This is a genomic window from Pseudomonas sp. zfem004, assembly GCF_032621715.1.
GTDB lineage: Bacteria > Pseudomonadota > Gammaproteobacteria > Pseudomonadales > Pseudomonadaceae > Aquipseudomonas > Aquipseudomonas sichuanensis.
Map to the genome: position 1 here is coordinate 224,912 of NZ_JAVYJF010000001.1, position 22,683 is coordinate 247,594.

Below are 22,683 nucleotides of genomic sequence, written 5' to 3' on the forward strand. Positions count from 1 at the left end.
TATGAGGGCTGCTCGGCAATTTGTTATCTTCACCCGCTACCCAATCCAGAAGCCGCATGCCAAGCGGCCTGCACACTAAAAAAGAGAACGAGCAGCGATGACCTCCGTGCCGAGCAGTATCGAGCAGCCTTCCAGGCCGCTGACCCGCAGCGACTACAAGACCCTCTCTCTGTCCGCCCTCGGTGGTGCCCTGGAGTTCTACGACTTCATCATCTTCGTGTTCTTCGCCACAGTGGTGGGCAAGCTGTTCTTCCCCGCCGACATGCCCGAATGGCTGCGCCTGATGCAGACCTTCGGCATCTTCGCCGCCGGCTATCTGGCGCGGCCGCTGGGCGGCATCGTCATGGCCCACTTCGGTGACCTGCTCGGGCGCAAGAAGATGTTCACCCTGAGCATCTTCATGATGGCGCTGCCGACCCTGGTCATGGGCCTGCTGCCAACTTATGCACAGATCGGCCTGTGGGCGCCGATCCTGCTGCTGTTGATGCGCGTCATCCAGGGCGCGGCCATCGGTGGTGAAGTGCCGGGCGCCTGGGTATTCGTCTCCGAGCACGTGCCGGCGCGCAACACTGGTTATGCCTGCGGCACCCTGACCGCCGGCCTGACCTCGGGCATCCTGCTTGGCTCGCTGGTGGCGACGCTGATCAACACGATCTACAGCCCGGAAGAAGTGGCCGACTACGCCTGGCGCATCCCGTTCCTGCTGGGTGGTGTGTTCGGCTTCTTCGCGGTCTACCTGCGCCGCTGGCTGCATGAAACCCCGGTATTCGCCGAGATGCAGGCGCGCAAGGCCCTGGCCGAGGAGCTGCCGCTGCGCGCGGTGCTGCGCGACCACCGCGGCGCGATCATCCTGTCGATGCTGCTCACCTGGTTGCTGTCGGCCGGCATCGTGGTGATCATCCTGATGACCCCGGCCCTGCTGCAGAGCCTCTACCACGTCAGCCCCACCGATTCGCTCAAGGCCAACAGCCTGGCCATCGTGCTGCTCAGCCTGGGCTGTGTCGGCGCCGGTAGCCTGGCCGACCGCTTCGGCGCCGGGCGCGTGTTCATCGTTGGCAGCCTGGCGCTGCTGGCCTCGTCCTGGGCCTTCTACCACAGCCTGCCGACCCGCCCGGACCTGCTGTTCCCGCTGTACGCCCTGACCGGGCTGTGCGTGGGTATCGTCGGCGCCGTGCCGTACGTGATGGTCAAGGCGTTTCCGCCGGTGGTGCGCTTCAGTGGGCTGTCGTTCTCCTACAACCTGGCGTACGCGATCTTTGGCGGGCTGACGCCGATGGTGGTGACCGCGCTGCTCAAGTTCAGCCCGATGGCACCGGCCTATTACGTGGCGTGCCTGTGTGCCGTTGGTCTGCTGGTCGGTACATATCTGCTCGCCAACAAGCGCTGAGCGGCCGGCTTGCTGGCCTCTTCGCGGGTAAACCCGCGAAGAGGGCGGACCTGCTCGAACCCTTCCTGAAACATCTTGAAAGGCCATCCCGGGCAACCGGTGATGGCCTTTCATCCAATTGTCACATTGGAGTCATATCGTGTTCATGCGGCCTGCAGATACTTGGGCCCGTTCCATCACAACCCCTACGATATTCCTGCTAGGAGCAAGGCATGAAACTGAAGCGTTTGATGGCGGCCCTGACCTTTGCCGCCGCTGGCGTTGCCACCGCCAATGCGGTCGCCGCTGTCGACCCAGCCATCCCGACCTACACCAAGACCACCGGTGTATCGGGTAACCTCTCCAGCGTCGGTTCGGACACCCTCGCCAACCTGATGACCCTGTGGGCCGAGGCCTACAAGAAGGAATATCCGAACGTAAACATCCAGATCCAGGCCGCCGGTTCCTCCACCGCGCCACCCGCGCTGACCGAAGGCACCGCCAACCTGGGCCCGATGAGCCGCAAGATGAAGGACGTCGAGCTGCAGGCCTTCGAGCAGAAGTACGGCTACAAGCCAACCGCCATCCCGGTTGCCGTCGACGCCCTGGCCGTGTTCGTGCACAAGGACAACCCGATCAAGGGTCTGACCATGGCTCAGGTCGACGCCATCTTCTCGTCCACCCGCCTGTGCGGCGGCAAGGCTGACGTGAAGACCTGGGGTGACATCGGTGTGACCGGCGACCTGGCCAACAAGCCAATCCAGCTGTTCGGCCGTAACTCGGTATCGGGCACCTACGGCTACTTCAAGGAAGAAGCCCTGTGCAAAGGCGACTTCAAGCCTAACGTCAACGAACAGCCTGGCTCGGCTTCGGTCGTGCAGTCGATCAGCTCCTCGCTGAACGGCATCGGCTACTCGGGCATCGGCTACAAGACCGCCAGCGTGAAGACCGTGGCCCTGGCCAAGAAGGAAGGCGGCGAGTTCATCGAAGACAACGAAGCCAACGCCCTGAACGGTTCGTACCCGCTGTCGCGCTTCCTCTACGTCTACGTCAACAAGGCCCCGAACAAGCCTCTGGCCCCGCTGGAAGCCGAGTTCGTCAAGCTGGTGCTGTCCCAGGCAGGCCAGCAGGTCGTGGTGAAGGATGGCTACATCCCGCTGCCGGCCAAAGTGGTCGACAAGACCCTGGCTGACCTGGGCCTGTCCCACGCCGGTAACGTCGCAAAGAAGTAAGTAACTGAGGATGAGGCCGGTGCTGATGCCCGGCCTTGTCCACGAATTTCTCGGTCCGAAGCCAGGGTTCCTGCGCGGCGGGCTTTCTTGCGTCACTGCATTGTCATGTTTTTGTCATACGGGACCGCTAGGGTGTGCGCATGAATGATCTGGCCAACTCCACCATGACCCAAAATTCCCCGCCGGTGCGCATTGATTTCAATACGCCCGAGCTGCAACGCAAGCGCCGCATGCGCGCCCTCAAGGACCGCCTGACCCGCTGGTACGTCCTGGTGGGCGGGCTGGCCGTGCTGGCTGCCATCACCCTGATCTTCTTCTACCTGGCCTACGTAGTGCTGCCGCTGTTCCAGGGCGCCACGCTGACCAGCAAGAAGGCGCTGGAGCCGACCTGGCTGCAGCAGGATGCCGGCAAGCCGCTGATGATCGCCCTCGAGGAACAGAACCTCGTGGGCATGCGCGTTTCCGACAAGGGCCAGGCCCTGTTCTTCGATACCAAGACCGGTAGCGAACTCAAACGCGTCGACCTGCCAGTGCCCGCCGGCACCCAGGTCAGCTCGATCAGCACCGACCAACCCGGCAGCCCGCTGGTGGTGTTGGGCCTGTCCAACGGCCAGGCGCTGGTGTTCCACCACACCTACAAGATCACCTATCCGGACAACAAGAAGACCATCGAGGCGGGCATCGACTACCCCTATGGTCAGGACCTGTTCACCCTGGATGACCAGGGCCGCGCGCTGGAACACGTAAGTGTCAACGTCAATGGCGACACCCTGCTGCTGGCCGGCTCCACCGGTGCGCACCTGCAGGTGATCGAACTGTCGCGCACCGAGAACATGATGACCGACGAGGTCACCGTCGAGCAGAACCGCATCGAACTGCCGCAGATGACCGAGACGGTGAAGAACATCTTCATCGACCCGCGCCAGCAGTGGCTGTACGTGGTCAACGGCCGTGCCACCGCCGACGTCTTCAGCCTGCGCGAGAAGAGCCTCAACGGCCGCTACAAGCTGCTCGAGGACGGCAACGCCGAAATCACTGCCAGCGGCCAACTGGTCGGCGGCATCTCGCTGATCTTCGGTGACTCCAAGGGCGGCCTGAGCCAGTGGTTCATGGCCCGCGACCCGGATGGCGAGTCGCGCCTGAAACTGATCCGCAGCTTCCAGCTGGGTAACGCACCGATCGTGCAGATCGACGCCGAAGAGCGCCGCAAGGGCTTCATCGCCCTCGACAGCGCCGGCAAGCTGGGTGTGTTCCACAGCACCGCGCACCGTACCCTGCTGGTCGAGCCGGTCGCCGAAGGCGCGGGCATCCTGGCCCTGTCGCCACGCGCCAACCGCATCATCATCGAAGAAGGCGGCAAGCTGCTGCCACTGAGCCTGCGCAACCCGCACCCAGAGATCTCCTTCAGTGCGCTGTGGGGCAAGGTCTGGTACGAGAACTACGACGAGCCTAAATACGTCTGGCAGTCGACCGCCTCGAACACCGACTTCGAACCCAAGCTGAGCCTGTCGCCGCTGACCTTCGGGACGCTCAAGGCCGCGTTCTACGCGATGATCCTGGCTGCCCCGCTGGCCATCGCCGCCGCCATCTACACCGCCTACTTCATGGCCCCGGGCATGCGCCGCAAGGTCAAGCCGGTGATCGAACTGATGGAAGCGATGCCGACGGTGATCCTCGGCTTCTTCGCCGGCCTGTTCCTCGCGCCGTACCTTGAAGGCCACCTGCCGGGCGTGTTCAGCCTGCTGCTGATCCTGCCGGTGGGCATCCTGGTCGCCGGTTTTGCCTGGAGCCGCCTGCCGGAGTCGATCCGCCTGCGTATCCCGGATGGCTGGGAAGCGGCGATCCTGATCCCGGTGATCCTGGCGATCGGCTGGTTCGCGCTGTACATGAGCCCGTTCATGGAGAGCTGGTTCTTCGGCGGCGACATGCGCCTGTGGATCAGCAACGACTTAGGCATCACCTACGACCAGCGCAACGCCCTGGTAGTCGGTATCGCCATGGGCTTTGCGGTCATCCCGAACATCTACTCCATCGCCGAAGACGCCGTGTTCAGCGTGCCGCGCAGCCTCACCCTGGGCTCGCTGGCCCTGGGTGCGACGCCGTGGCAGACCCTGACCCGCGTGGTCATCCTCACCGCCAGCCCGGGCATCTTCTCGGCACTGATGATCGGCATGGGCCGTGCGGTGGGCGAGACCATGATCGTGCTCATGGCCACCGGCAACACCCCGGTGATGGAAATGAACCTGTTCGAGGGCATGCGCACCCTGGCCGCCAACGTGGCCGTGGAAATGCCGGAATCGGAAGTCGGTGGCAGCCACTATCGTGTGCTGTTCCTCGCCGCCCTCGTGCTGCTGATGTTCACGTTCATCATGAACACCTTGGCCGAGCTGATTCGCCAGCGCCTGCGCAAGAAATACTCGTCGCTTTGATAGAAAGGTAGAGATCCGTGAAAAAGGATTCCCTCAAAGGCTGGTTCAAGAGCGGCGCCCCCGGCGTCTGGATCAGCGGTGGCGCGGTAGCCATGGCGGTCATCATGACCGTCGGCCTGCTGGCCGTGATCGCTGTGCGTGGCTTGGGCCACTTCTGGCCGGCCGACCTGGTCCAGGCCACCTACAAGGTGCCTGGCCAGGCCGACCACGTGATCATCGGTGAAGTGGTACAGAAGGAAGAAGTACCGCGCGAACGCCTCAAGGGTGCCGGCCTGCCGGTGCCCGACCAGGGCCCGGAGTTCATGACCCGCGAGCTGGTCAAGATCGGTAACCGCGACCTTAACGGCAGCGACTTCACCTGGCTGGTCGGCGAGTGGCTGGTGGATCAGCAAAAGCCCGCCGAGCTGATCGCCCTGGAGCGCCGCGAGTGGGGCAACTTCTACGGCTATCTGGTGAGCGTCAAGGAAGAAGGGCGCGTGGTTGCCCAGGGCCCTGAGGCCTGGAACGAGCTGCAGACCCGCCTCAAGCGCGCCAGCGAACTCAACGACCAGTTGGTGAAGCTCGAGAAGAAAGACATCGGCGCCATCAACCACGGCCTGGAGCGCTTGCGCCTGCATGGCCGCAAGCTGGAACTGGACGGCAAGCTCGATGCCGCCGCCCAGGCCGACATGGATGCCGAGCGCGCCGAGCTGAACAACCGCTACAAGGCCATCGAAGAGCGCCTGAGCGGCCTGCACCAGGCCTTCGCCCGCGACAGCCTGGTGGCCCGCGACGGCAACGGCCGCGAAGTGGAGATCAACCTGAGCAAGGTGGTCCACGCGATCCAGCCGAACGCCATGTCCGGCCTGACCAAGATGGGTGCCTACTTCGCCAAGGTATGGGAGTTCCTCAGCGACGACCCGCGTGAGGCCAACACTGAAGGCGGTATCTTCCCGGCCATCTTCGGCACCGTGATGATGACCCTGATCATGGCCGTGATCGTCACCCCGTTCGGCGTGCTGGCCGCAGTCTACCTGCGCGAATACGCCAAGCAGGGCCCGGTGACCCGCTTGATCCGCATCGCCGTGAACAACCTGGCCGGTGTACCGGCGATCGTCTACGGCGTGTTCGGCCTGGGCTTCTTCGTCTACGTGCTGGGTGGCTCGATCGACCGCCTGTTCTTCCCCGAGTCGCTGCCGGCGCCTACCCTGGGCACACCCGGCCTGCTTTGGGCTTCGCTGACCCTGGCGCTGCTGGCGGTGCCGGTGGTGATCGTGGCCACCGAGGAAGGCCTGGCGCGCATTCCACGCACCGTGCGTGAGGGCTCGCTGGCCCTGGGTGCGACCAAGGCCGAGACCCTGTGGAAGATCGTCCTGCCGATGGCCAGCCCGGCCATGATGACCGGCATGATCCTCGCCGTGGCCCGCGCCGCCGGCGAAGTGGCCCCGTTGATGCTGGTGGGTGTGGTGAAGCTGGCGCCATCGCTGCCGGTGGACGGCAACTACCCGTACCTGCACCTGGACCAGAAGATCATGCACCTGGGCTTCCACATCTACGACGTCGGCTTCCAGAGCCCCAACGTCGAGGCCGCGCGGCCGCTGGTGTATGCCACCGCGCTGCTGCTGGTGCTGGTGATCGCCACCCTCAACCTCTCGGCGGTGTGGATGCGTAACCACCTGCGCGAGAAGTACAAGGCCCTCGACAGCTGATCCTGATTGCAAGCGCGCCGCCCGCAGCCCGGGCGGCCCTTTGAAACGAATTGATAGCGTATGGAGTTGACCATGCAGCATGAATCCCACGCCCACGGCATCGACATGTCGGCCCTGGGCCGCGACAAGCAGAGCCTGCGCCTGGCTGAAGAGACCGTGGCCATCGAAGTGCCCGGCCTGTCCCTGTACTACGGCGACAAGCAGGCGCTGTTCGACGTCAGCATGAATATCCCCAAGCAGCGCGTGACCGCCTTCATCGGCCCGTCCGGCTGCGGCAAGTCGACCCTGCTGCGCACCTTCAACCGCATGAACGACCTGGTTGACGGCTGCCGCGTTGACGGCGCCATCAACCTGTACGGCAACAACATCTACCGCAAGGGCGAGGACGTGGCCGAGCTGCGTCGCCGTGTGGGCATGGTGTTCCAGAAGCCCAACCCGTTCCCCAAGACCATCTACGAGAACGTGGTCTACGGCCTACGCATCCAGGGCATCAACAAGAAGCGCACCCTCGATGAAGCCGTGGAGTGGGCGCTGAAGGGCGCGGCCCTGTGGGACGAGGTCAAGGACCGTCTGCACGAGTCGGCGCTGGGCCTGTCCGGTGGCCAGCAGCAGCGTCTGGTGATTGCCCGTACCATCGCCGTCGAGCCGGAAGTGCTGCTGCTCGACGAGCCGTGCTCGGCACTGGACCCGATCTCGACGCTGAAAGTCGAAGAGCTGATCTACGAACTGAAATCCAAGTACACCATCGTCATCGTTACCCACAACATGCAGCAAGCGGCCCGTGTTTCGGACTACACCGCGTTCATGTACATGGGCAAACTGGTGGAATTCGGTGATACCGACACCCTGTTCACCAACCCGGCGAAGAAGCAGACCGAAGACTACATCACCGGCCGCTATGGCTAGGTGGGATTCGTGGGAGCGGCGGTGCGCCGCTGCGACTTGCCCCGCGATTGCGCCAGAGCTGGCGCCGCAATCGCGAGGCAAGCTCGCTCCCACGGTTCATAGTGCTTGCCAGGGAACGATACGAACGACTTGAAGCTTGCAGCTTCTTCGCGGAGCGAAACGATGATCAACAAAGAAAGCCTTACCCACCACATTTCCCAGCAGTTCAACGCCGAGCTCGAAGAAGTCCGCAGCCACTTGCTGGCCATGGGCGGGCTGGTCGAGAAGCAGGTCAACGACGCCGTCACCGCGCTGATCGAGGCCGACTCGGGCCTGGCCCAGCAAGTGCGTGAAGTCGACGAACAGATCAACCAGATGGAGCGCAATATCGACGAGGAATGCGTACGCATCCTCGCCCGCCGCCAGCCGGCGGCCTCCGACCTGCGTCTGATCATCAGCATCTCCAAGTCGGTGATCGACCTGGAGCGCATCGGTGACGAATCCACCAAGATCGCCCGCCGCGCCATCCAGCTGTGCGAGGAAGGGGTGTCGCCACGGGGTTATGTCGAGGTGCGCCACATCGGCGACCAGGTGCGCAACATGGTGCGTGACGCACTGGATGCCTTCGCCCGTTTCGACGCTGACCTGGCGCTGTCGGTGGCCCAGTACGACAAGACCATCGACCGCGAGTACAAGACCGCGTTGCGCGAGCTGGTCACCTACATGATGGAAGATCCGCGCTCGATCACTCGCGTGCTCAGCGTGATCTGGGCCCTGCGCTCGCTGGAGCGGATCGGCGACCACGCGCGCAACATCTCGGAGCTGGTGATCTACCTGGTACGCGGTACCGACGTGCGCCACATGGGTCTCAAACGCATGAAAGCGGAAGTACAGGGCGAGGCCTTCGAAGAGGGCGAAATCGCTAATGTTCCGGCTGAACCGGACGATAAATAGAATTGCTCCCGAGCAACAGCGCCCGGCATCCGCCGGGCGTTTTCGTTTGCGGTCGAGCACCCTGCAGGCAGCCGCGAACGTGTAGAGAAGTCCCGGCGTGACCCGTGTTTTGGCAAATGGCCATCAGTCGGCGGTATGCTAGTCGGGATTCAAGAGGAGTATCGATGAGTAAAGTCAATGTGCTGGTCGTGGACGATGCCCCGTTCATCCGCGATCTGGTAAAGAAGTGCCTGCGTAATGCCTTCCCGGGCATGGTAATCGAAGATGCGGTCAACGGCCGCAAAGCCATGGCCATGCTCAGCAAGGAGCGTTTCGACCTGGTTTTGTGCGACTGGGAGATGCCGGAGATGTCCGGCCTCGAGCTGCTGAGCTGGTGCCGCCAGCAGGAAGAAATGAAGACCATGCAGTTCATCATGGTGACCAGCCGTGGTGACAAGGAGAACGTGATCCAGGCCATCCAGGCCGGCGTCTCCGATTTCGTCGGCAAGCCGTTCACCAACGAACAGCTACTGACCAAGGTGAAAAAGTCGCTGACCAAGATCGGTAAACTCGACAGCCTGATGGCGAGTGGGCCGGCGCGGGTCAACTCGGCGTTCGCCAACGATTCGCTCAGCGCCCTGACCGGGGGCCGCCCGGAGGCTGCCAAGGTTGCCGCCCCTGCCGCGCCAGCAGCAACGGCCGCCAAGCCGTTGATCAATGCGCCGGCGCCGAAAGCCGCCGCCGCTGCAGCACCGACCGGCCGTGGGCAGGGTCAGCTGCGCCTGGCCAGCGGTCCGCAACCGTGCGTGATCAAGGCCCTGAGCCTGAAGGAGGCGTTGCTGGTGGTGCGTCGCAGCGCCAACCTGCCGCAGGTGCTCGAAGGCGCGGTGCTCGACCTTGAGCAAGGCGAGAACGCCGAAGTGGCGCGGCTGAACGGTTACCTGCATGCCGTTGCGGCGTTGGAGCCGAAGCCGGACAGCGACTGGCTGCAATTGAACTTCAAGTTCGTCGATCAGGATGCGCAGAAGCTCGATTACCTGTCGCGACTGATTGCTCGTGGCACCGCGCAGAAGCACTTCACGCCCGGCGCCTGAGGCGCAGGTCCTGCCTTTGTAGGAGCGGCCTTGCGTCGCGACAGGGCTGCGCAGCGGCCCCAGGATTTCAACGTGGATGCATAGATCGCTGGGGCCGCTTTGCGGCCCTATCGCGACACAAGGCCGCTCCTACAGGCCGGGGTGAACCCATGGCATCCGACCAGCTGTAGCAACTCGTCTTGAAATCGGCTGCTAGGCTTCGACAGAACTCAACTGTCAAAAAGCCACTATCATGCCGCCCGCCCGCCTGCTGCTGTTCTGTGCCTTGCTCACGGCCTCGGCGTCGAGCCTGGGCATGACCATCTACAAGACCACCGACGATTTCGGTGTGGCCTCTTACTCGGAAAGCCCCAGCCCAGGGGCAAAACCCTTGATCGTTCACGAGCCCATGGTCGAGCGCCTCGACGGCCAGGTGCGCCTGCAGACCGAGGCATTTCGTGGCGGCGTGCGCTTCATTGCGCGTAACGAGCTGCATGTGCCGATGGAGGTCGAACTGCGCCTCAATGGCCTGGCCAATGCCTTTGGCGGCAATGCCCCGCGCCTGGTCAGGCGTGTGGTGCCCGCGCGTTCGACCCAGGTCCTCAGCGTCATACTGGCTGCGCCGAGCGGGCCGTTGAAATACGTCAGCAAGTTCGAGTACGCCATGGGCGATCCCATCCAGCGTACCCAGGGTTATCGCTACCCCTTCCCGTGGAAGGGCGGGCCGTTTCGCATCAGCCAGGGGCCCAATGGCCGCTTCAGCCATTTCGGCCCGAAGGGGCGCTACGCCATCGATATCGCCATGCCTGAAGGCACGCCGATCATCGCAGCGAGGGGCGGGGTGGTGGTCAGGATCGAGAACAGCCAGACCGGGCGTGGCAGCAACCCGGCGGGCAACTTCGTGCGCATCCTGCACCCGGACGGCACCATGGGCGTCTACCTGCACCTGATGCGCGGTTCGGTGGTGGTGGCAGAGGGGCAGCAGGTGGTGGTGGGGCAGGCGTTGGCCAAGTCGGGTAATACCGGCAACAGCAGTGGGCCGCATCTGCACTTCGTGGTGCAGCGCAACGTGGGGCTGGCGCTGGAGTCGATCCCCTATCAGTTCGACCGGCCGATTGGCGGGATGCCGGATTTCACTGCTGGCAACCCCTGAAAGCATCGCGGGGCAAGCCCGCTCCCACGAGGTTCGTGGGAGCGGGCTTGCCCCGCGATAGGTTGCAGATGCTGATCAATCCAGCTTGAGCACCTTGGCCAGCACGATCTTCGGCCCTTTCATCTTCTTGATGATGATGCGCAGGCCTTCGACCTCCAGCACTTCCTCTTCCTCAGGCACGCGCTTTAGGGTCTCGTAGATCAGCCCGGCGAGGGTCTCCGCCTCGATGTGGTCGAGGTCGATCCCCAGCAGCCGTTCGACCTTGAACAGCGGCGTATCGCCCCGTACCAGCAGCTTGCCGGGCTGGTAGGCGAGGATGCCGCGTTCGGTCTTGCGGTGTTCGTCCTGAATGTCGCCCACCAGCACTTCCAGCACGTCTTCCATGGTCAGGTAGCCGATCACCTTGCCGTCGGCCTCCTCGACCAGCACGAAGTGCGCGCCGCCTTTGCGGAACTGCTCGAGCAGTTGCGACAGCGGCATGTGCCGGGACACACGCTCCAGCGGCCGGGCCAGGTCGTCCAGGTCGATGGTCTGCGGCAGGTGGTCCAGTTCGGCCAGCTCCAGCAGCAGGTCCTTGATGTGCAGCAGGCCGGTGAACTCTTCGCGCTCGGCGTCGTACACCGGGTAGCGGCTGAACTTGTGCCGGCGCAGCAGCGCGAGGATGTCCTTGAGCGGGGCATGGGCGTCGATGCTGACCATGTCCTCGCGTGAGTTGGCCCAGTCGACCACCTCCAGCTCGCCCATCTCCACGGCCGAGGCCAACACGCGCATGCCCTGGTCGCTCGGGTCCTGGCCACGGCTGGAGTGCAGGATCAGCTTGAGCTCCTCGCGGCTGTAGTGGTGCTCGTGGTGCGGGCCGGGCTCGCCTTGCCCGGCGATGCGCAGGATGGTGTTGGCGCTGGCGTTGAGCAGGTAGATGGCCGGGTACATCGCCCAGTAGAACAGGTACAGCGGCACCGCCGTCCACAGCGACAGCAGCTCGGGTTTGCGGATCGCCCAGGACTTGGGCGCCAGCTCGCCGACCACGATGTGCAGGTAGGAGATGACGAAGAACGCGACGAAGAACGAGATGCCCTTGATCAGCTCGGGAGAGTCGACGCCGAAGTAGGCCAGCAGCGGTTCGAGCAGGTGGGCGAAGGCCGGCTCACCGACCCAGCCCAGGCCCAGCGAAGCCAGGGTGATGCCCAGCTGGCAGGCCGAAAGATAGGCGTCGAGCTGGTTGTGTACCTTGCGCAGGATGCTGCCACGCCAGCCATGCAGCTCGGCGATGGACTCGACGCGGGTGGAGCGCAGCTTGACCATGGCGAACTCGGCGGCAACGAAGAAGCCGTTGAGCAGCACCAGGAACAAGGCAAAGAGAATCATGCCGAAATCGGCGAACAACGAGGTGAGGCTGATACCAGGGGAAGGGTCCATGATGGAGTTTTACGGGGTCCGTCTGCTGAAAAGTAAGAAAAAAAGTGCCAGCGTTTGCTGGCACAGGGGATCCAATGTAGCGGCTGAAGCCGCAAAAGCAAAGGGGAGGGCCATGCCCGGTTGGCGCATCGCGGGGCAAGCCCGCTCCCACGATGCCTGTGCAGATCCGTGGGAGCGGGCTTGCCCCGCGAGGGTTCAGTCCTTGTTCACGACCAATTGTGCCGGCGCAAAATGACAGGTGAAGGTGCTGCCATGCCCCGGCACGCTGCTGATTTCCAGGCGCCCGCGATGGCGCATCAGCACATGCTTGACGATCGCCAGGCCCAGCCCGGTGCCGCCGGTGTTGGAGGCGCGGCTGGAGTCGACGCGGTAGAAGCGTTCGGTCAGGCGCGGCAGGTGCTTGGCCTCGATGCCGACGCCCGAGTCCTGCACCGACAGGTGCGCGCCCTGCTCGTCGGCCCACCAGCGAATACGGATGTTGCCCTCGTCCTGGGTGTACTTGACCGCGTTGAACACCAGGTTGGAGAACGCGCTGCGCAGTTCCGACTCGCTGCCCTTCAAGCGGATGCCGGGTGCGGCCTCCAGGGTGATGCGCTGGTTGCGCGGGCCGGACAGCGCCTGGGCATCGTTGTTGATGGCGGTGAGCAGGGCGTCGACCAGCACCGGCTGGTTGTCCGAGGGATAGTCGGTGGCTTCGAGCTTGGCCAGCAGCAGCAGGTCGTTGAGCAGGGTCTGCATGCGCGAGCCTTGCGCGCTCATCTGTTGCAGGGCACGGCCCCAGCGCGGGTTCACGCCTTCGACGTTGTCCAGCAGGGTTTCCAGGTAGCCGGTGATCACCGTCAGCGGCGTGCGCAGCTCGTGGCTGACGTTGGCGACGAAGTCCTTGCGCATCTGTTCGAGCTGATGGATGCGGGTCACGTCGCGAACCAGCATCAGGTGCTCGTTGTTGCCGTAGCGGGTGAGTTGCAGCTGCACGCGCAGGCGGTCGTTGATCGGTGAGGGGATCTCGAGTGGCTCGGCATAGTTTTCCGCTTCGAAGTATTCCTTGAAGCGCGGGTGGCGCACCAGGTTGGTCACCGGTTGGCCGCCGTCCTGCGGGGTCTTGAAGCCCAGCAGGGTTTCGGCAGCGCGGTTCCACCACTCCAGGTTGCCTTCGCTGTCGAGCATGATCACCGCGTCACGCAATGCGGCGGTGGACTCCTGCACCCGGTCGATCACCGCCTGCAGGCGGCCACGCACGCGCTGGTCGCGGCGCTGCAGGTGATAGATGCTGTCGAACACCTCGCCCCACAGGCCGTAGCCGTCCGGCGGTGCCTCATCGGGCTGGTGGTGGCGCAGCCAGTCGTGCAGGCGCAGCAGCTGCTTGAGCGTCCAGCCCAGGTAGAACGCCAGGCCGATGGCCAGGCTCCAGCCGTAGAAACCGCTGACCAGGCCGCCGATCAGGCAGACGGTGATCAGCAGCAACATGTGGCGAATCAGGGTTGCGTGCCAGTTCTGGTTCAATTGACAGTCCTTGTACTGCGGGCGTCTGGGCTTCGATCAGCTCTTGGTCGAGAACCGATAGCCAGTGCCGCGGACGGTTTGTACCAGATTTTCGTAGGCTTCACCCAGCGCCTTGCGCAGGCGGCGGATGTGCACGTCGACCGTGCGCTCCTCGACGTAGACGTTGCCGCCCCAGACCTGGTCGAGCAGCTGGCCACGGGTGTAGGCGCGCTCCTGGTGGGTCATGAAGAACTGCAGCAGGCGGTATTCGGTGGGGCCCATCTCGGCAGGCCTGCCGTCGATGGTCACACGGTGGCTGATCGGGTCGAGCAGCAGGCCACCGACTTCGATTGGGGCTTCGCTGTCGCTCGGGCCGGTGCGGCGCAGCACGGCCTTGAGGCGCGCCACCAGCTCGCGCGGCGAGAACGGTTTGGTGATGTAGTCGTCGGCGCCCACTTCGAGGCCCTGGATCTTGTTGTCCTCTTCGCCCTTGGCGGTGAGCATGATGATCGGGATATCGCCGGTCAGCTCGTCGCGTTTGAGGCGGCGCGCCAGTTCGATGCCCGAGGTGCCCGGCAGCATCCAGTCGAGCAGGATCAGGTCCGGCTTGCGGTCGACGATGATGGCGTGGGCCTGTTGCGAGTTCTCCGCCTCAAGGCAGTCATAGCCAGCCATTTCCAATGCAACGGCGATCATCTCGCGGATAGGCGCTTCGTCGTCGACGATCAGAATGTTTCTGCCAACCATGCTCAATTACCTCTCCCGGGAACGGTGTCTTGGCCCGCATTAGATAACGGAATTATTGCAGCTGTGTGACAGGGCATGGGCAGTTCTGGCGACATTGCATGACTGGGCTAGGCTTCACAGGGCCGCTGCAGCGGCTACCAGAACCCTTCAACCCCCCGAAACGATGGTGATTCCAATGACACGACATACGCTGAGCTGGATGGCCCTTTGCGCTGCGCTGGCAGTGCCGGGGGTGGCGTCGGCTCATCACGCCATGGAGAAGGATGGCATGTGGGTCGACCACAACGGCATGACCCTGTACACCTTCGACAAGGATGCAGGTGGCAAGTCGATGTGCAACGGCGATTGCGCGACCAACTGGCCGCCGTTGAAGGTCACGGCCGGTGAAAAAGCCGAAGGCAAGTGGACGCAGATCAAGCGCGACGACGGTTCGATGCAGTGGGCCTACGATGGCAAGCCGCTGTACACCTTCGTCAAGGACAAGAAAGCCGGGGACATGACCGGCGATGGCATGAAGGATGTCTGGCACGTGGCCAAGCCTTAACAGCGCCTTGTAACCTGTGGGAGCGGGTTTACCCGCGAATGCGATGGTGGACTCACCGACGCATTCGCGGGTAAACCCGCTCCCACAGGGGCAGTGAAGGTCAACGCAACGCGTAATCCAGCACCACCCCGATAAAGATCAACATCCCCGCCCAATGGTTGTGCAGGAACGCCTTGAAGCACGATTCTCGGTCCAGCTTGCGCGTCGACCAGAATTCCCAGGCAAAGCACACCGCTGCCGCCAGCAACCCCAGATGGAACCAGCCCCCCAGCTCGAAACGGCTGCCGGCCAGCAGCAAGCAGCCCAGCGACAGCAGCTGCAGGGTGAGAATGATCACCCGGTCAGCCTCGCCGAACAGGATGGCGGTGGATTTCACCCCGATCTTCAGGTCGTCGTCACGATCGACCATGGCGTAGTAGGTGTCATAGCCCACCGTCCACAGCAGGTTGGCGATGTACAACAGCCAGGCGGCGGCCGGCAGTTCTCCACCGGCGGCGGTGAAGGCCATGGGAATGCCCCAGGAATACGCGGCACCCAGCACCACCTGCGGGTAATAGGTGTAGCGCTTCATGAACGGGTAGCAGAACGCCAGGGCCACGGCGCCGAACGACAGCCAGACGGTGCGGGCGTTGGTGCACAGCACCAGCAGGAAGCTCACCCCCACCAGCACGGCGAACAATGCCAAGGCTTCCCGTGGCTTGACCCTGCCACTGGCCAGCGGCCGGTCGGCGGTGCGCTTGACGTGGCCGTCCACCTTGCGGTCGGCGAAGTCGTTGATGCAGCAGCCGGCGGCACGCATCAGCACCACCCCCAGGCCGAAGATCAGCACGTTGGCCACGCTGGGTGCGCCATTGCCGGCGATCCACACGGCCATCAGCGTCGGCCACAGCAGCAGGTAGATGCCGATCGGGCGGTCCATGCGGCTCAGCTGGACGAAGTCCCAGGCCCGTGGGTGCAGGCGGTTGAGCGATTTGAGCAGTTGCAGGTACATCAGCAGGTTGCCTCCTTGGCCGCTTGCCACAGCGCCGGCAGGAAAATCTCAGCCACCAGCAGGTCGAGGCCGGCACGCTCGAAGCGCGAACGCCGCCCCCACAGCCCGGCATGGGCGGCCTCGGCAGGCAACCAGCCCTGTGGATAACTGCACACCTCGATGGGGTGGCGGATGAACGCCTGGTCGCAGAACAGCAACTCACCGAGCGAGCGGGTGCCCAGGGTTTCCAGGTCCAGGCCGCCGCGTTCCAGCACGCTGCGCCCGGCCACGCTGCGGGCGAACACCCAGGGCTGGCCATGGCCGCGCAGGTAGACCTCACGCACCCAGCCCTCTTCGCCGGGCGCAAGGCCAAGCGCTGCGCATTCGTCATCGCGCAGCGGCTGCCAGCCTTCGAACAAGGGCGTGACGCTGAAGTGGTCGTGGGACAGCTGGGTCAGGCGGCGGGTCAGGGAGCCTTGGTCGAACAGCCAGTCGAGGGTCGGCTGGTCGAGCGTGCTCGCCAGTTGTGAATACGGCAGCCACGCGACAGCGGCTGCTTGCGGGGTTTCGTACGACACGTCGGTATGCTTGTGACAGCCAGAGAGGCGGCGAGCTTAGCATGATTGCCCTGGCGGCTTGCATACAGTACAAAGCCCGGACCAGATTGCGCGGTGCCTCTATCGCGGGGCATCAGCAGCGACACATCAAGCCTGACCGAGGAACGACCCCCCATGAAGAAGTGGCAATGTATTGTCTGTGGCCTGATCTACGACGAAGCCGAAGGCTGGCCGGATGACGGCATCGCCCCAGGCACCCGTTGGGAAGACGTGCCGCAAGACTGGCTGTGCCCCGACTGCGGCGTGGGCAAGAGCGACTTCGAAATGATCGCCATCGGCTGATCGCACCCTTACTGGAAAGAGGAAGCACCTGCATGACGTCCCCCGTGGTAATCATCGGCACCGGCCTTGCCGGCTACAACCTGGCCCGCGAATTTCGCAAGCTCGACAGTGAAACGCCGCTGCTGCTGATTACTGCCGACGACGGTCGCTCCTACTCCAAGCCGATGCTCTCCACCGGTTTCGCCAAGGGCAAGGACGCCGACGGCCTGTGCATGGCCGAGCCCGGCGCGATGGCCGAGCAGCTCAAGGCCGAGGTTCGCACCCATACCCGTATCAGCGGTATCGACCCGGGGCACAAGCGCCTGTGGATCGGTGAAGAAGCGGTCGAGTACCGCGACCTGATCCTGGCCTGGGGCGCGCAGACCGTGCAGGTGCCGGTTGAAGGCGATGCCGGCGACCAGGTGTTCCCGATCAACGACCTCGAGGACTACGCGCGCTTCCGGGCTGCCGCCGCTGGCAAGCAGCGGGTGCTGATCCTCGGTGCCGGCCTGATCGGCTGCGAGTTCGCCAACGACATGACCCTGGGCGGCTACCAGTGCGACGTAGTGGCGCCGTGCGAGCAGGTGATGCCGACCCTGCTGCATCCCGCCGCTGCCAATGCCGTGCAGGCGGGCCTCGAGGGCCTGGGCGTGCGCTTCCACCTGGGGCCGGTGCTGACCCGCCTGCAGCGGGTCGGGGCGGCCCTCGACGCGCACCTCTCCGACGGTAGTGTGATCCCTTGCGACCTGGTGGTCTCGGCCATTGGCTTGCGTCCACGCACCGACCTGGCGGCCGCCGCCGGTTTGCAGGTGAACCGTGGCGTGGTAGTCGATCGCCAGCTGCGCACCTCCCACGCCAATATCTTTGCCTTGGGCGACTGCGCCGAGGTCGATGGCATCAATCTGCTGTACGTCATGCCCCTGATGACCTGCGCCCGTGCCCTTGCCCAGACCTTGGCCGGCAACCCCACGGCGGTCGCTTATGGGCCGATGCCCGTCACCGTGAAGACCCCGGCCTGCCCGTTGGTGGTGTCACCCCCACCCGCCGGTCAGGAAGGTACCTGGCAGGTGGAAGGCAGCGGCGCCGACCTCAAGGTGCTGTGCCACGGCTCTGACGGCCAGCTGCTGGGCTACGCCCTCACAGGCGCGGCCGTCATGGAGAAACTGGCGTTGAATCGCCAGTTGCCGCCGCTGATGGCGTAAATGGCGGGCGTTCTGTCGGATTTCTCCTGTTCTTGCCGCGACAATGGCCGCCCAGGTACTGGCGCGGCCCCGGACGGCGTGCCATTCTCACTGGCGTCTACCGCAGCCTAGAGCCTGCGGTGCCTTGAACGCTGCCGCCCTTGGCAGCACGGCATAACAACAAGAATTCCGTCAAAGAGGCTTCACTATGCGTAAACCAGAACTCGCCGCCGTCATCGCCGACAAGGCCGATCTGACCAAGGAAAAGGCCAACCAGGTCTTGAACGCGATTCTCGACAGCATCACCGGCGCACTCGACAAGGACACCGTCACCCTGGTCGGTTTCGGCACCTTCGAGAAACGTCACCGTGGCGCCCGCACCGGCAAGAACCCGCAAACCGGCGAGCCGGTCAAGATCAAGGCCAGCAACACCGTCGCCTTCAAGCCAGGCAAGAACCTGCGCGACAGCGTCAACGTACCGGCCAAGCCTGCCAAGAAGAAGTGATCGGCAGCAACAACGGTCATTCGAACGGGCGCCCTTGAGGCGCCCGTTGTGTTTCTGCGGTGAAAATGCGGCGAACTTGCATAAACCGCCCAGGAAACGGATAAACTGCGCGCCTCAGTCATTTTTCAATCGAGGCGCGTTGATGAAGTTTCGCTTTCTTCTCTGGGCCATGGGGTTGCTGATGGCCAAGGCCAGCCGCAACAACCCGGCGTTCCAGCAGCAGTTGCAGGACAAGGACCTGGTATTCCAGATGCAGACGCTGGACGGCAAGGTGGCCCGCCATTTCGTGGTCAAGGATCAACGCATCAGCAGCAAGGGCGGCCTGCACCCGCAACCGGCGTTCGCCATTGCGTTCAAGGATGCCGGCTACGGCTTCGCCACCCTGCAGGCGGGCAACAAGCAACTGGCGTTCATGCAGGGCATTCAGGACAAGAGCATCCAGATCAAGGGCAACCCGGCGCTGGTGATCTGGTTCCAGGGCTTGATGAAATACCTGAAGCCGAAGAAGAAGGGCTGATAGACAACACAGCGCAATGCACCTGTGGGAGCGGGTTTACCCGCGAATACGGTTGTGGATTGACCACCGCATTCGCGGGTAAACCCGCTCCCACAGGACACAGGACAGAGGACCGGCTACATCAGTGCGGTGCGTGGAACTGCGAGGCCAGCTCACGCAGCAAAGCTTCCGCCTCCAGCACCTTGTTCACCACTTCTTCGGCCTTGTCCCGGGTCAGCCCCAGGCGATCGAACAGGGCATCCGGGATTTCGTCCTGCGGGCCCGAACCGATACCCCGCGAGCGCAGCAGGCGCACCGAAAGGCAGACCAGGTTGGGGAAGGCCGCGTGCTCTCCGTCGTACGATGGATCGTGCTGGAAGCGCAGGGCGGTGGACAGCTCCTCGGGCATGTCCCACAGCTTCATCAGCCAGGCGCCGATCTGCTCGCGGCTGATCCCCAGCAGGTGCTGCTCTACATAGCTGTGGCACAGGTGCGGATTGACCTCCAGATGGCGGCAGATCAGCGAGAAGTGCGGCGGGAACACGTGGGCCAGCAGCAGATAACCGAAATTGTGCAGCAGGCCGGCGAGGTAGGTCAGGCCGGCTTCCGGGCGCTCTGCGCGTGGCATGGCGCGGGTCAGGCCCTCGATGACCGCAGCGGTATAGATCGACTGCTGCCAGTAGGGGGTGGCCTGTTGCGGATGGTCCTTGGGCAGGCTCAGGGTCTTGCCCAGGGCCAGGCCGAGGGCCAGGTTGATCACAAGGTCGAAGCCCAGCACCCGCACGATCGCGTCTTCCACCGAGCGGATTTTGCCCGGCGAGGCGTAGTAGGGCGATGCTGCCCAACTGACCACCTGGGCGGCCAGGGCAGGGTCGGTTTCCACCACGCCGGTGACGTCATCGGTGCTGGCATTCGGATCGACCCGCAGCTTGATGATTTTCTGCGCGGTGTCGGCCAGCGGCGGGATCTCGATGGTTTCTTCAAGGCGCTTCTGGATACGGCGAGCGGTGAAGGCCTGGACGGCCTGGGTGATCTCCTTGGAGTCGTCATTCGGGCGGTCGAGGTTGGGGCGAATCTCACGGACCGGCTGGCCGAAGCTGCCTGCACTGGCCTTGTGCAACATACGCTTGAAATCGTCGCGCTTGATCGACAGCAGGATACCCACCTCGCCCGACTGGATCAGCAGGTGCTCTTGCTCGAGCAGCTTGCCTTCGTAGAGGCAAGGCGAGCTGGTGAGTGCCGGAATGGCCGGCAGCGCCTTGAGATGATGCTTGTCGAGCATCTGCTTGAGGCGCGGCAACGGCACGGCCTTGAGCTTGCGGCCTGTCAGCTCCTCGAGGCGGTTGAGGTCCAGCAGCTTGCTCTGCGGGTACAGCACCAGCAGGGCGCCGACCTCGTCATCGAGCAGGATGGCCTGAACCTTCGATGCGGGTGGCTGCTTCGGGCTTTCTGGCACCTCGACATAGGCCACGCCGAGTTTTTCGAGCAACAGCCGGATGACAGACGGTGCGTGTGGGGTTGCGATATCCAGAGCAACTTCAGTCATGGCCTGTATCCACTAATTCCTTTGAACGCGAAGTATAACCAGCCTGATCGGCAAGCTGGTTCTGTAATGGGACGAGCGTCACACTTGGCCATATTGTTGGCCGTGGCGCAGCCAGCGGTCGAGCAGCGGGCTGACGTGGTGGGGCCAGCGCGCCAGCAAGGCCTGGGCGGCATCGCGCACGGCCGGCAGCAGGTCGGCGTCGCGCATCAGGTCGGCGACCTTGAACTGTAGCAGGCCGGTCTGGCGGGTCCCGAGCATCTCGCCGGGGCCGCGCAGCTCCAGGTCCTTTTCGGCGATGACGAAGCCGTCGTTGGTTTCGCGCATGATGCCCAGGCGCTCGCGGCCGATCTGCGACAGCGGTGGGTGGTACAGCAGCACGCAGTGGCTCACGGCGCTGCCCCGGCCAACCCGGCCGCGCAACTGGTGCAGTTGGGCCAGGCCCAGGCGCTCGGGGTTCTCGATGATCATCAGGCTGGCGTTGGGTACGTCCACGCCGACTTCGATGACCGTGGTGGCCACCAGCAACTGCAGGTTGCCAGCCTTGAACTCAGCCATTACCGCGGCCTTCTCCGCTGGCTTCATGCGCCCGTGGATCAGGCCCACGCGCAATTCGCCCAAAGCGCTGCCGAGGTCTTCGAAGGTGCTTTCGGCCGCCTGGCAGGTCAGTTCTTCGGACTCTTCGATCAGCGTGCATACCCAGTAGGCCTGGCGCCCCTCGGCGCACGCGGCGCGGACCCGCTCGACCACTTCGAAGCGGCGGCTGTCGGCCACCAGCACGGTATTGACCGGCGTTCGCCCGGGCGGCAGCTCGTCGAGGATCGAGGTGTCCAGGTCAGCGTAGGCACTCATGGCCAGGGTGCGCGGGATCGGCGTGGCGGTCATGATCAGCTGATGTGGGCACAACTCGCCGTTGACGCCCTTCTTGCGCAGGGCCAGGCGTTGCTGCACACCGAAGCGATGCTGTTCGTCGATGATCGCCAGGGCCAGGTGCTTGAAGCGCACTTCTTCCTGGAACAGCGCATGGGTGCCGACCACCATCGGCGCACCGCCGGCGATCTGCTCCAGGGCGCTGGCGCGGGCCTTGCCCTTGAGCTTGCCGGCCAGCCAGGCGACTTCGATGCCCAGCGGTTCGAGCCAGCGCTTGAAGGTGATGAAGTGCTGTTCGGCGAGGATTTCGGTCGGTGCCATCAGCGCCACCTGATAGCCTGCCTCCAGCGCCTGCAGCGCGGCAAGGGCGGCAACCACGGTCTTGCCGGCGCCGACGTCGCCCTGCACCAGGCGCATCATCGGTTCGGGCTGGCTGAGGTCGTAGGCGATTTCGTTGCCGACCCGTTGCTGGGCGCCCGTGGGGCTGAAGCCCAGGTTGGCCAGGTACTGAGCGGGCAGGCGAGTGGCTTTGGGTAGCACCGGTGCACGCAGGCTGCGCAGGCTTTCACGCAGGCGCTGCTGGGACAGCTGGTGTGTCAGCAATTCTTCGAAGGCCAGGCGGTGCTGGGCCCAGTGCTGGCCTTCGGCGAGCTCATCGACATCGGCGTCAGCCGGTGGATTGTGCAGATAGCGGATGGCGTCGCTCAATGGCGCCAGCCGGTAGTCACGGGCCAGCTCGTCGGGCAGCCAGTCGGGCAGGCTGCGCGGCCCGAGCTGACCGAGGCTCTGCTGGCACAGCAGGCGCAAGCGCTGCTGGGTGAGGCCTTCGGTGGTCGGGTAGATCGGTGTCAGGGTCTGTTCCACCGGCGCTGCCGGCTCGTCGCCGTTCAGTGCACGGTACTCGGGGTGGTAGATCTCCAGCCCCGAGGCGCCGGGGCGGGCCTCGCCATAGCAGCGCACGTGGGTGCCGCGCTTGAGGCCTTCCTTCTGCGCATTGCTGAAGTGGTAGAAACGCAGGCTCAGCACACCGGTGCCGTCGCCCAGGCGCACGACCAGGCTGCGGCGCTTGCCCATGGTCACGTCGGCGCCGCTGACCACACCTTCGATCACCGCGTCCTGCCCTGGCCGCAGCTGACCGATGGGGACCACGCGGGTGCGGTCCTGGTAGCGCAGGGGCAGGTGGAACAGCAGGTCCTGCAGGTTCTCCAGGCCAACCTTGGCGAGTTTCTCCGCCATGGCATCGCCAACGCCCTTGAGCGTGGTGACCGGCACATTCGACAGCTCGGTCATGG

General features: G+C 64.2%; 20 protein-coding genes. 13 read left to right on the forward strand and 7 right to left on the reverse strand.

Translation table 11 applies throughout. From position 1 onward, the window contains the following. Positions 1-97: 97 nt before the first annotated feature. The 8 genes from RTH46_RS01085 to RTH46_RS01120 all read left to right on the forward strand — a co-directional run bounded on the left by RTH46_RS01085 (position 98) and on the right by RTH46_RS01120 (position 10,759). Positions 98-1,387 (forward strand): MFS transporter, encoded by a 1,290-nt coding sequence (locus RTH46_RS01085; RefSeq protein ID WP_316904867.1) that lies wholly within the window; start codon positions 98-100, stop codon positions 1,385-1,387. 212 nt (positions 1,388-1,599) lie between these two features. After that, complete coding sequence (locus tag RTH46_RS01090; RefSeq protein WP_110991966.1) at positions 1,600-2,598, forward strand: phosphate ABC transporter substrate-binding protein PstS; 999 nt, start codon at positions 1,600-1,602, stop codon at positions 2,596-2,598. Between the two features lie 140 nt (positions 2,599-2,738). After that, positions 2,739-5,027, forward strand: a complete 2,289-nt coding sequence (locus tag RTH46_RS01095; RefSeq protein ID WP_316904868.1) for an ABC transporter permease subunit — start codon at positions 2,739-2,741, stop codon at positions 5,025-5,027. Positions 5,028-5,044: 17 nt separating this feature from the next. After that, positions 5,045-6,715 (forward strand): phosphate ABC transporter permease PstA, encoded by a 1,671-nt coding sequence (pstA, locus tag RTH46_RS01100; protein ID WP_153786760.1) that lies wholly within the window; start codon positions 5,045-5,047, stop codon positions 6,713-6,715. Between the two features lie 72 nt (positions 6,716-6,787). Beyond that, on the forward strand, positions 6,788-7,621 hold the full coding sequence (gene pstB, locus RTH46_RS01105) for a phosphate ABC transporter ATP-binding protein PstB (RefSeq protein ID WP_316904869.1): 834 nt from the start codon (positions 6,788-6,790) through the stop codon (positions 7,619-7,621). A gap of 162 nt (positions 7,622-7,783) precedes the next feature. After that, positions 7,784-8,554, forward strand: coding sequence for a phosphate signaling complex protein PhoU (gene phoU / locus RTH46_RS01110; RefSeq protein WP_110991969.1), 771 nt, complete (start codon positions 7,784-7,786; stop codon positions 8,552-8,554). 164 nt (positions 8,555-8,718) lie between these two features. Then, a complete protein-coding gene (locus RTH46_RS01115; RefSeq protein WP_153786758.1) occupies positions 8,719-9,627 on the forward strand; it encodes a response regulator in 909 nt (302 codons plus the stop codon). Between the two features lie 232 nt (positions 9,628-9,859). Beyond that, on the forward strand, positions 9,860-10,759 hold the full coding sequence (locus tag RTH46_RS01120; RefSeq protein WP_153786757.1) for a peptidoglycan DD-metalloendopeptidase family protein: 900 nt from the start codon (positions 9,860-9,862) through the stop codon (positions 10,757-10,759). Positions 10,760-10,834: 75 nt separating this feature from the next. Here RTH46_RS01120 and RTH46_RS01125 read toward each other — a convergent pair whose 3' ends face one another. From RTH46_RS01125 to phoB, 3 genes are all read right to left on the reverse strand, one after another. Beyond that, positions 10,835-12,175, reverse strand: a complete 1,341-nt coding sequence (locus RTH46_RS01125) for a hemolysin family protein (RefSeq protein ID WP_125466079.1) — start codon at positions 12,173-12,175, stop codon at positions 10,835-10,837. A 195-nt stretch (positions 12,176-12,370) separates the two neighbouring features. After that, entirely contained in the window at positions 12,371-13,642 is a 1,272-nt protein-coding gene (phoR, locus tag RTH46_RS01130) for a phosphate regulon sensor histidine kinase PhoR (protein WP_256671353.1), read from the reverse strand. A gap of 72 nt (positions 13,643-13,714) precedes the next feature. Next, positions 13,715-14,404, reverse strand: coding sequence for a phosphate regulon transcriptional regulator PhoB (gene phoB, locus RTH46_RS01135; RefSeq protein ID WP_011536427.1), 690 nt, complete (start codon positions 14,402-14,404; stop codon positions 13,715-13,717). Positions 14,405-14,579: 175 nt separating this feature from the next. On the opposite strand from phoB, the gene RTH46_RS01140 reads away from it, so the two are divergent. Further along, complete coding sequence (locus RTH46_RS01140; RefSeq protein WP_110991974.1) at positions 14,580-14,948, forward strand: hypothetical protein; 369 nt, start codon at positions 14,580-14,582, stop codon at positions 14,946-14,948. Between the two features lie 100 nt (positions 14,949-15,048). Here the strand turns inward: RTH46_RS01140 and ubiA are convergent, their stop codons facing one another. Next, positions 15,049-15,939 carry a 4-hydroxybenzoate octaprenyltransferase gene (gene ubiA / locus RTH46_RS01145; protein WP_153786755.1) on the reverse strand — a complete coding sequence of 297 codons (891 nt, stop codon included), beginning with the start codon at positions 15,937-15,939 and terminating at the stop codon, positions 15,049-15,051. Next, on the reverse strand, positions 15,939-16,496 hold the full coding sequence (locus RTH46_RS01150) for a chorismate--pyruvate lyase family protein (protein ID WP_153786754.1): 558 nt from the start codon (positions 16,494-16,496) through the stop codon (positions 15,939-15,941). Before RTH46_RS01150 ends, ubiA begins: the two co-directional genes overlap by 1 nt. 153 nt (positions 16,497-16,649) lie before the next feature. Between RTH46_RS01150 and RTH46_RS01155 the strand changes: the two genes are divergently transcribed. From RTH46_RS01155 to RTH46_RS01170, 4 genes are all read left to right on the forward strand, one after another. After that, positions 16,650-16,817 (forward strand): rubredoxin, encoded by a 168-nt coding sequence (locus RTH46_RS01155; protein WP_008091623.1) that lies wholly within the window; start codon positions 16,650-16,652, stop codon positions 16,815-16,817. Between the two features lie 32 nt (positions 16,818-16,849). Further along, on the forward strand, positions 16,850-17,998 hold the full coding sequence (locus tag RTH46_RS01160) for an NAD(P)/FAD-dependent oxidoreductase (protein ID WP_153786753.1): 1,149 nt from the start codon (positions 16,850-16,852) through the stop codon (positions 17,996-17,998). Between the two features lie 187 nt (positions 17,999-18,185). Beyond that, positions 18,186-18,482 carry an HU family DNA-binding protein gene (locus RTH46_RS01165; protein WP_110991978.1) on the forward strand — a complete coding sequence of 99 codons (297 nt, stop codon included), beginning with the start codon at positions 18,186-18,188 and terminating at the stop codon, positions 18,480-18,482. A gap of 142 nt (positions 18,483-18,624) precedes the next feature. Next, positions 18,625-18,999, forward strand: a complete 375-nt coding sequence (locus RTH46_RS01170) for a helicase (protein WP_125466073.1) — start codon at positions 18,625-18,627, stop codon at positions 18,997-18,999. A gap of 121 nt (positions 19,000-19,120) precedes the next feature. Here the strand turns inward: RTH46_RS01170 and RTH46_RS01175 are convergent, their stop codons facing one another. Beyond that, positions 19,121-20,524, reverse strand: a complete 1,404-nt coding sequence (locus RTH46_RS01175) for an aminoacyl-tRNA deacylase and HDOD domain-containing protein (RefSeq protein ID WP_153786752.1) — start codon at positions 20,522-20,524, stop codon at positions 19,121-19,123. Between the two features lie 78 nt (positions 20,525-20,602). Continuing rightward, entirely contained in the window at positions 20,603-22,681 is a 2,079-nt protein-coding gene (gene recG / locus RTH46_RS01180) for an ATP-dependent DNA helicase RecG (protein ID WP_316904870.1), read from the reverse strand. Positions 22,682-22,683: the final 2 nt, after the last annotated feature.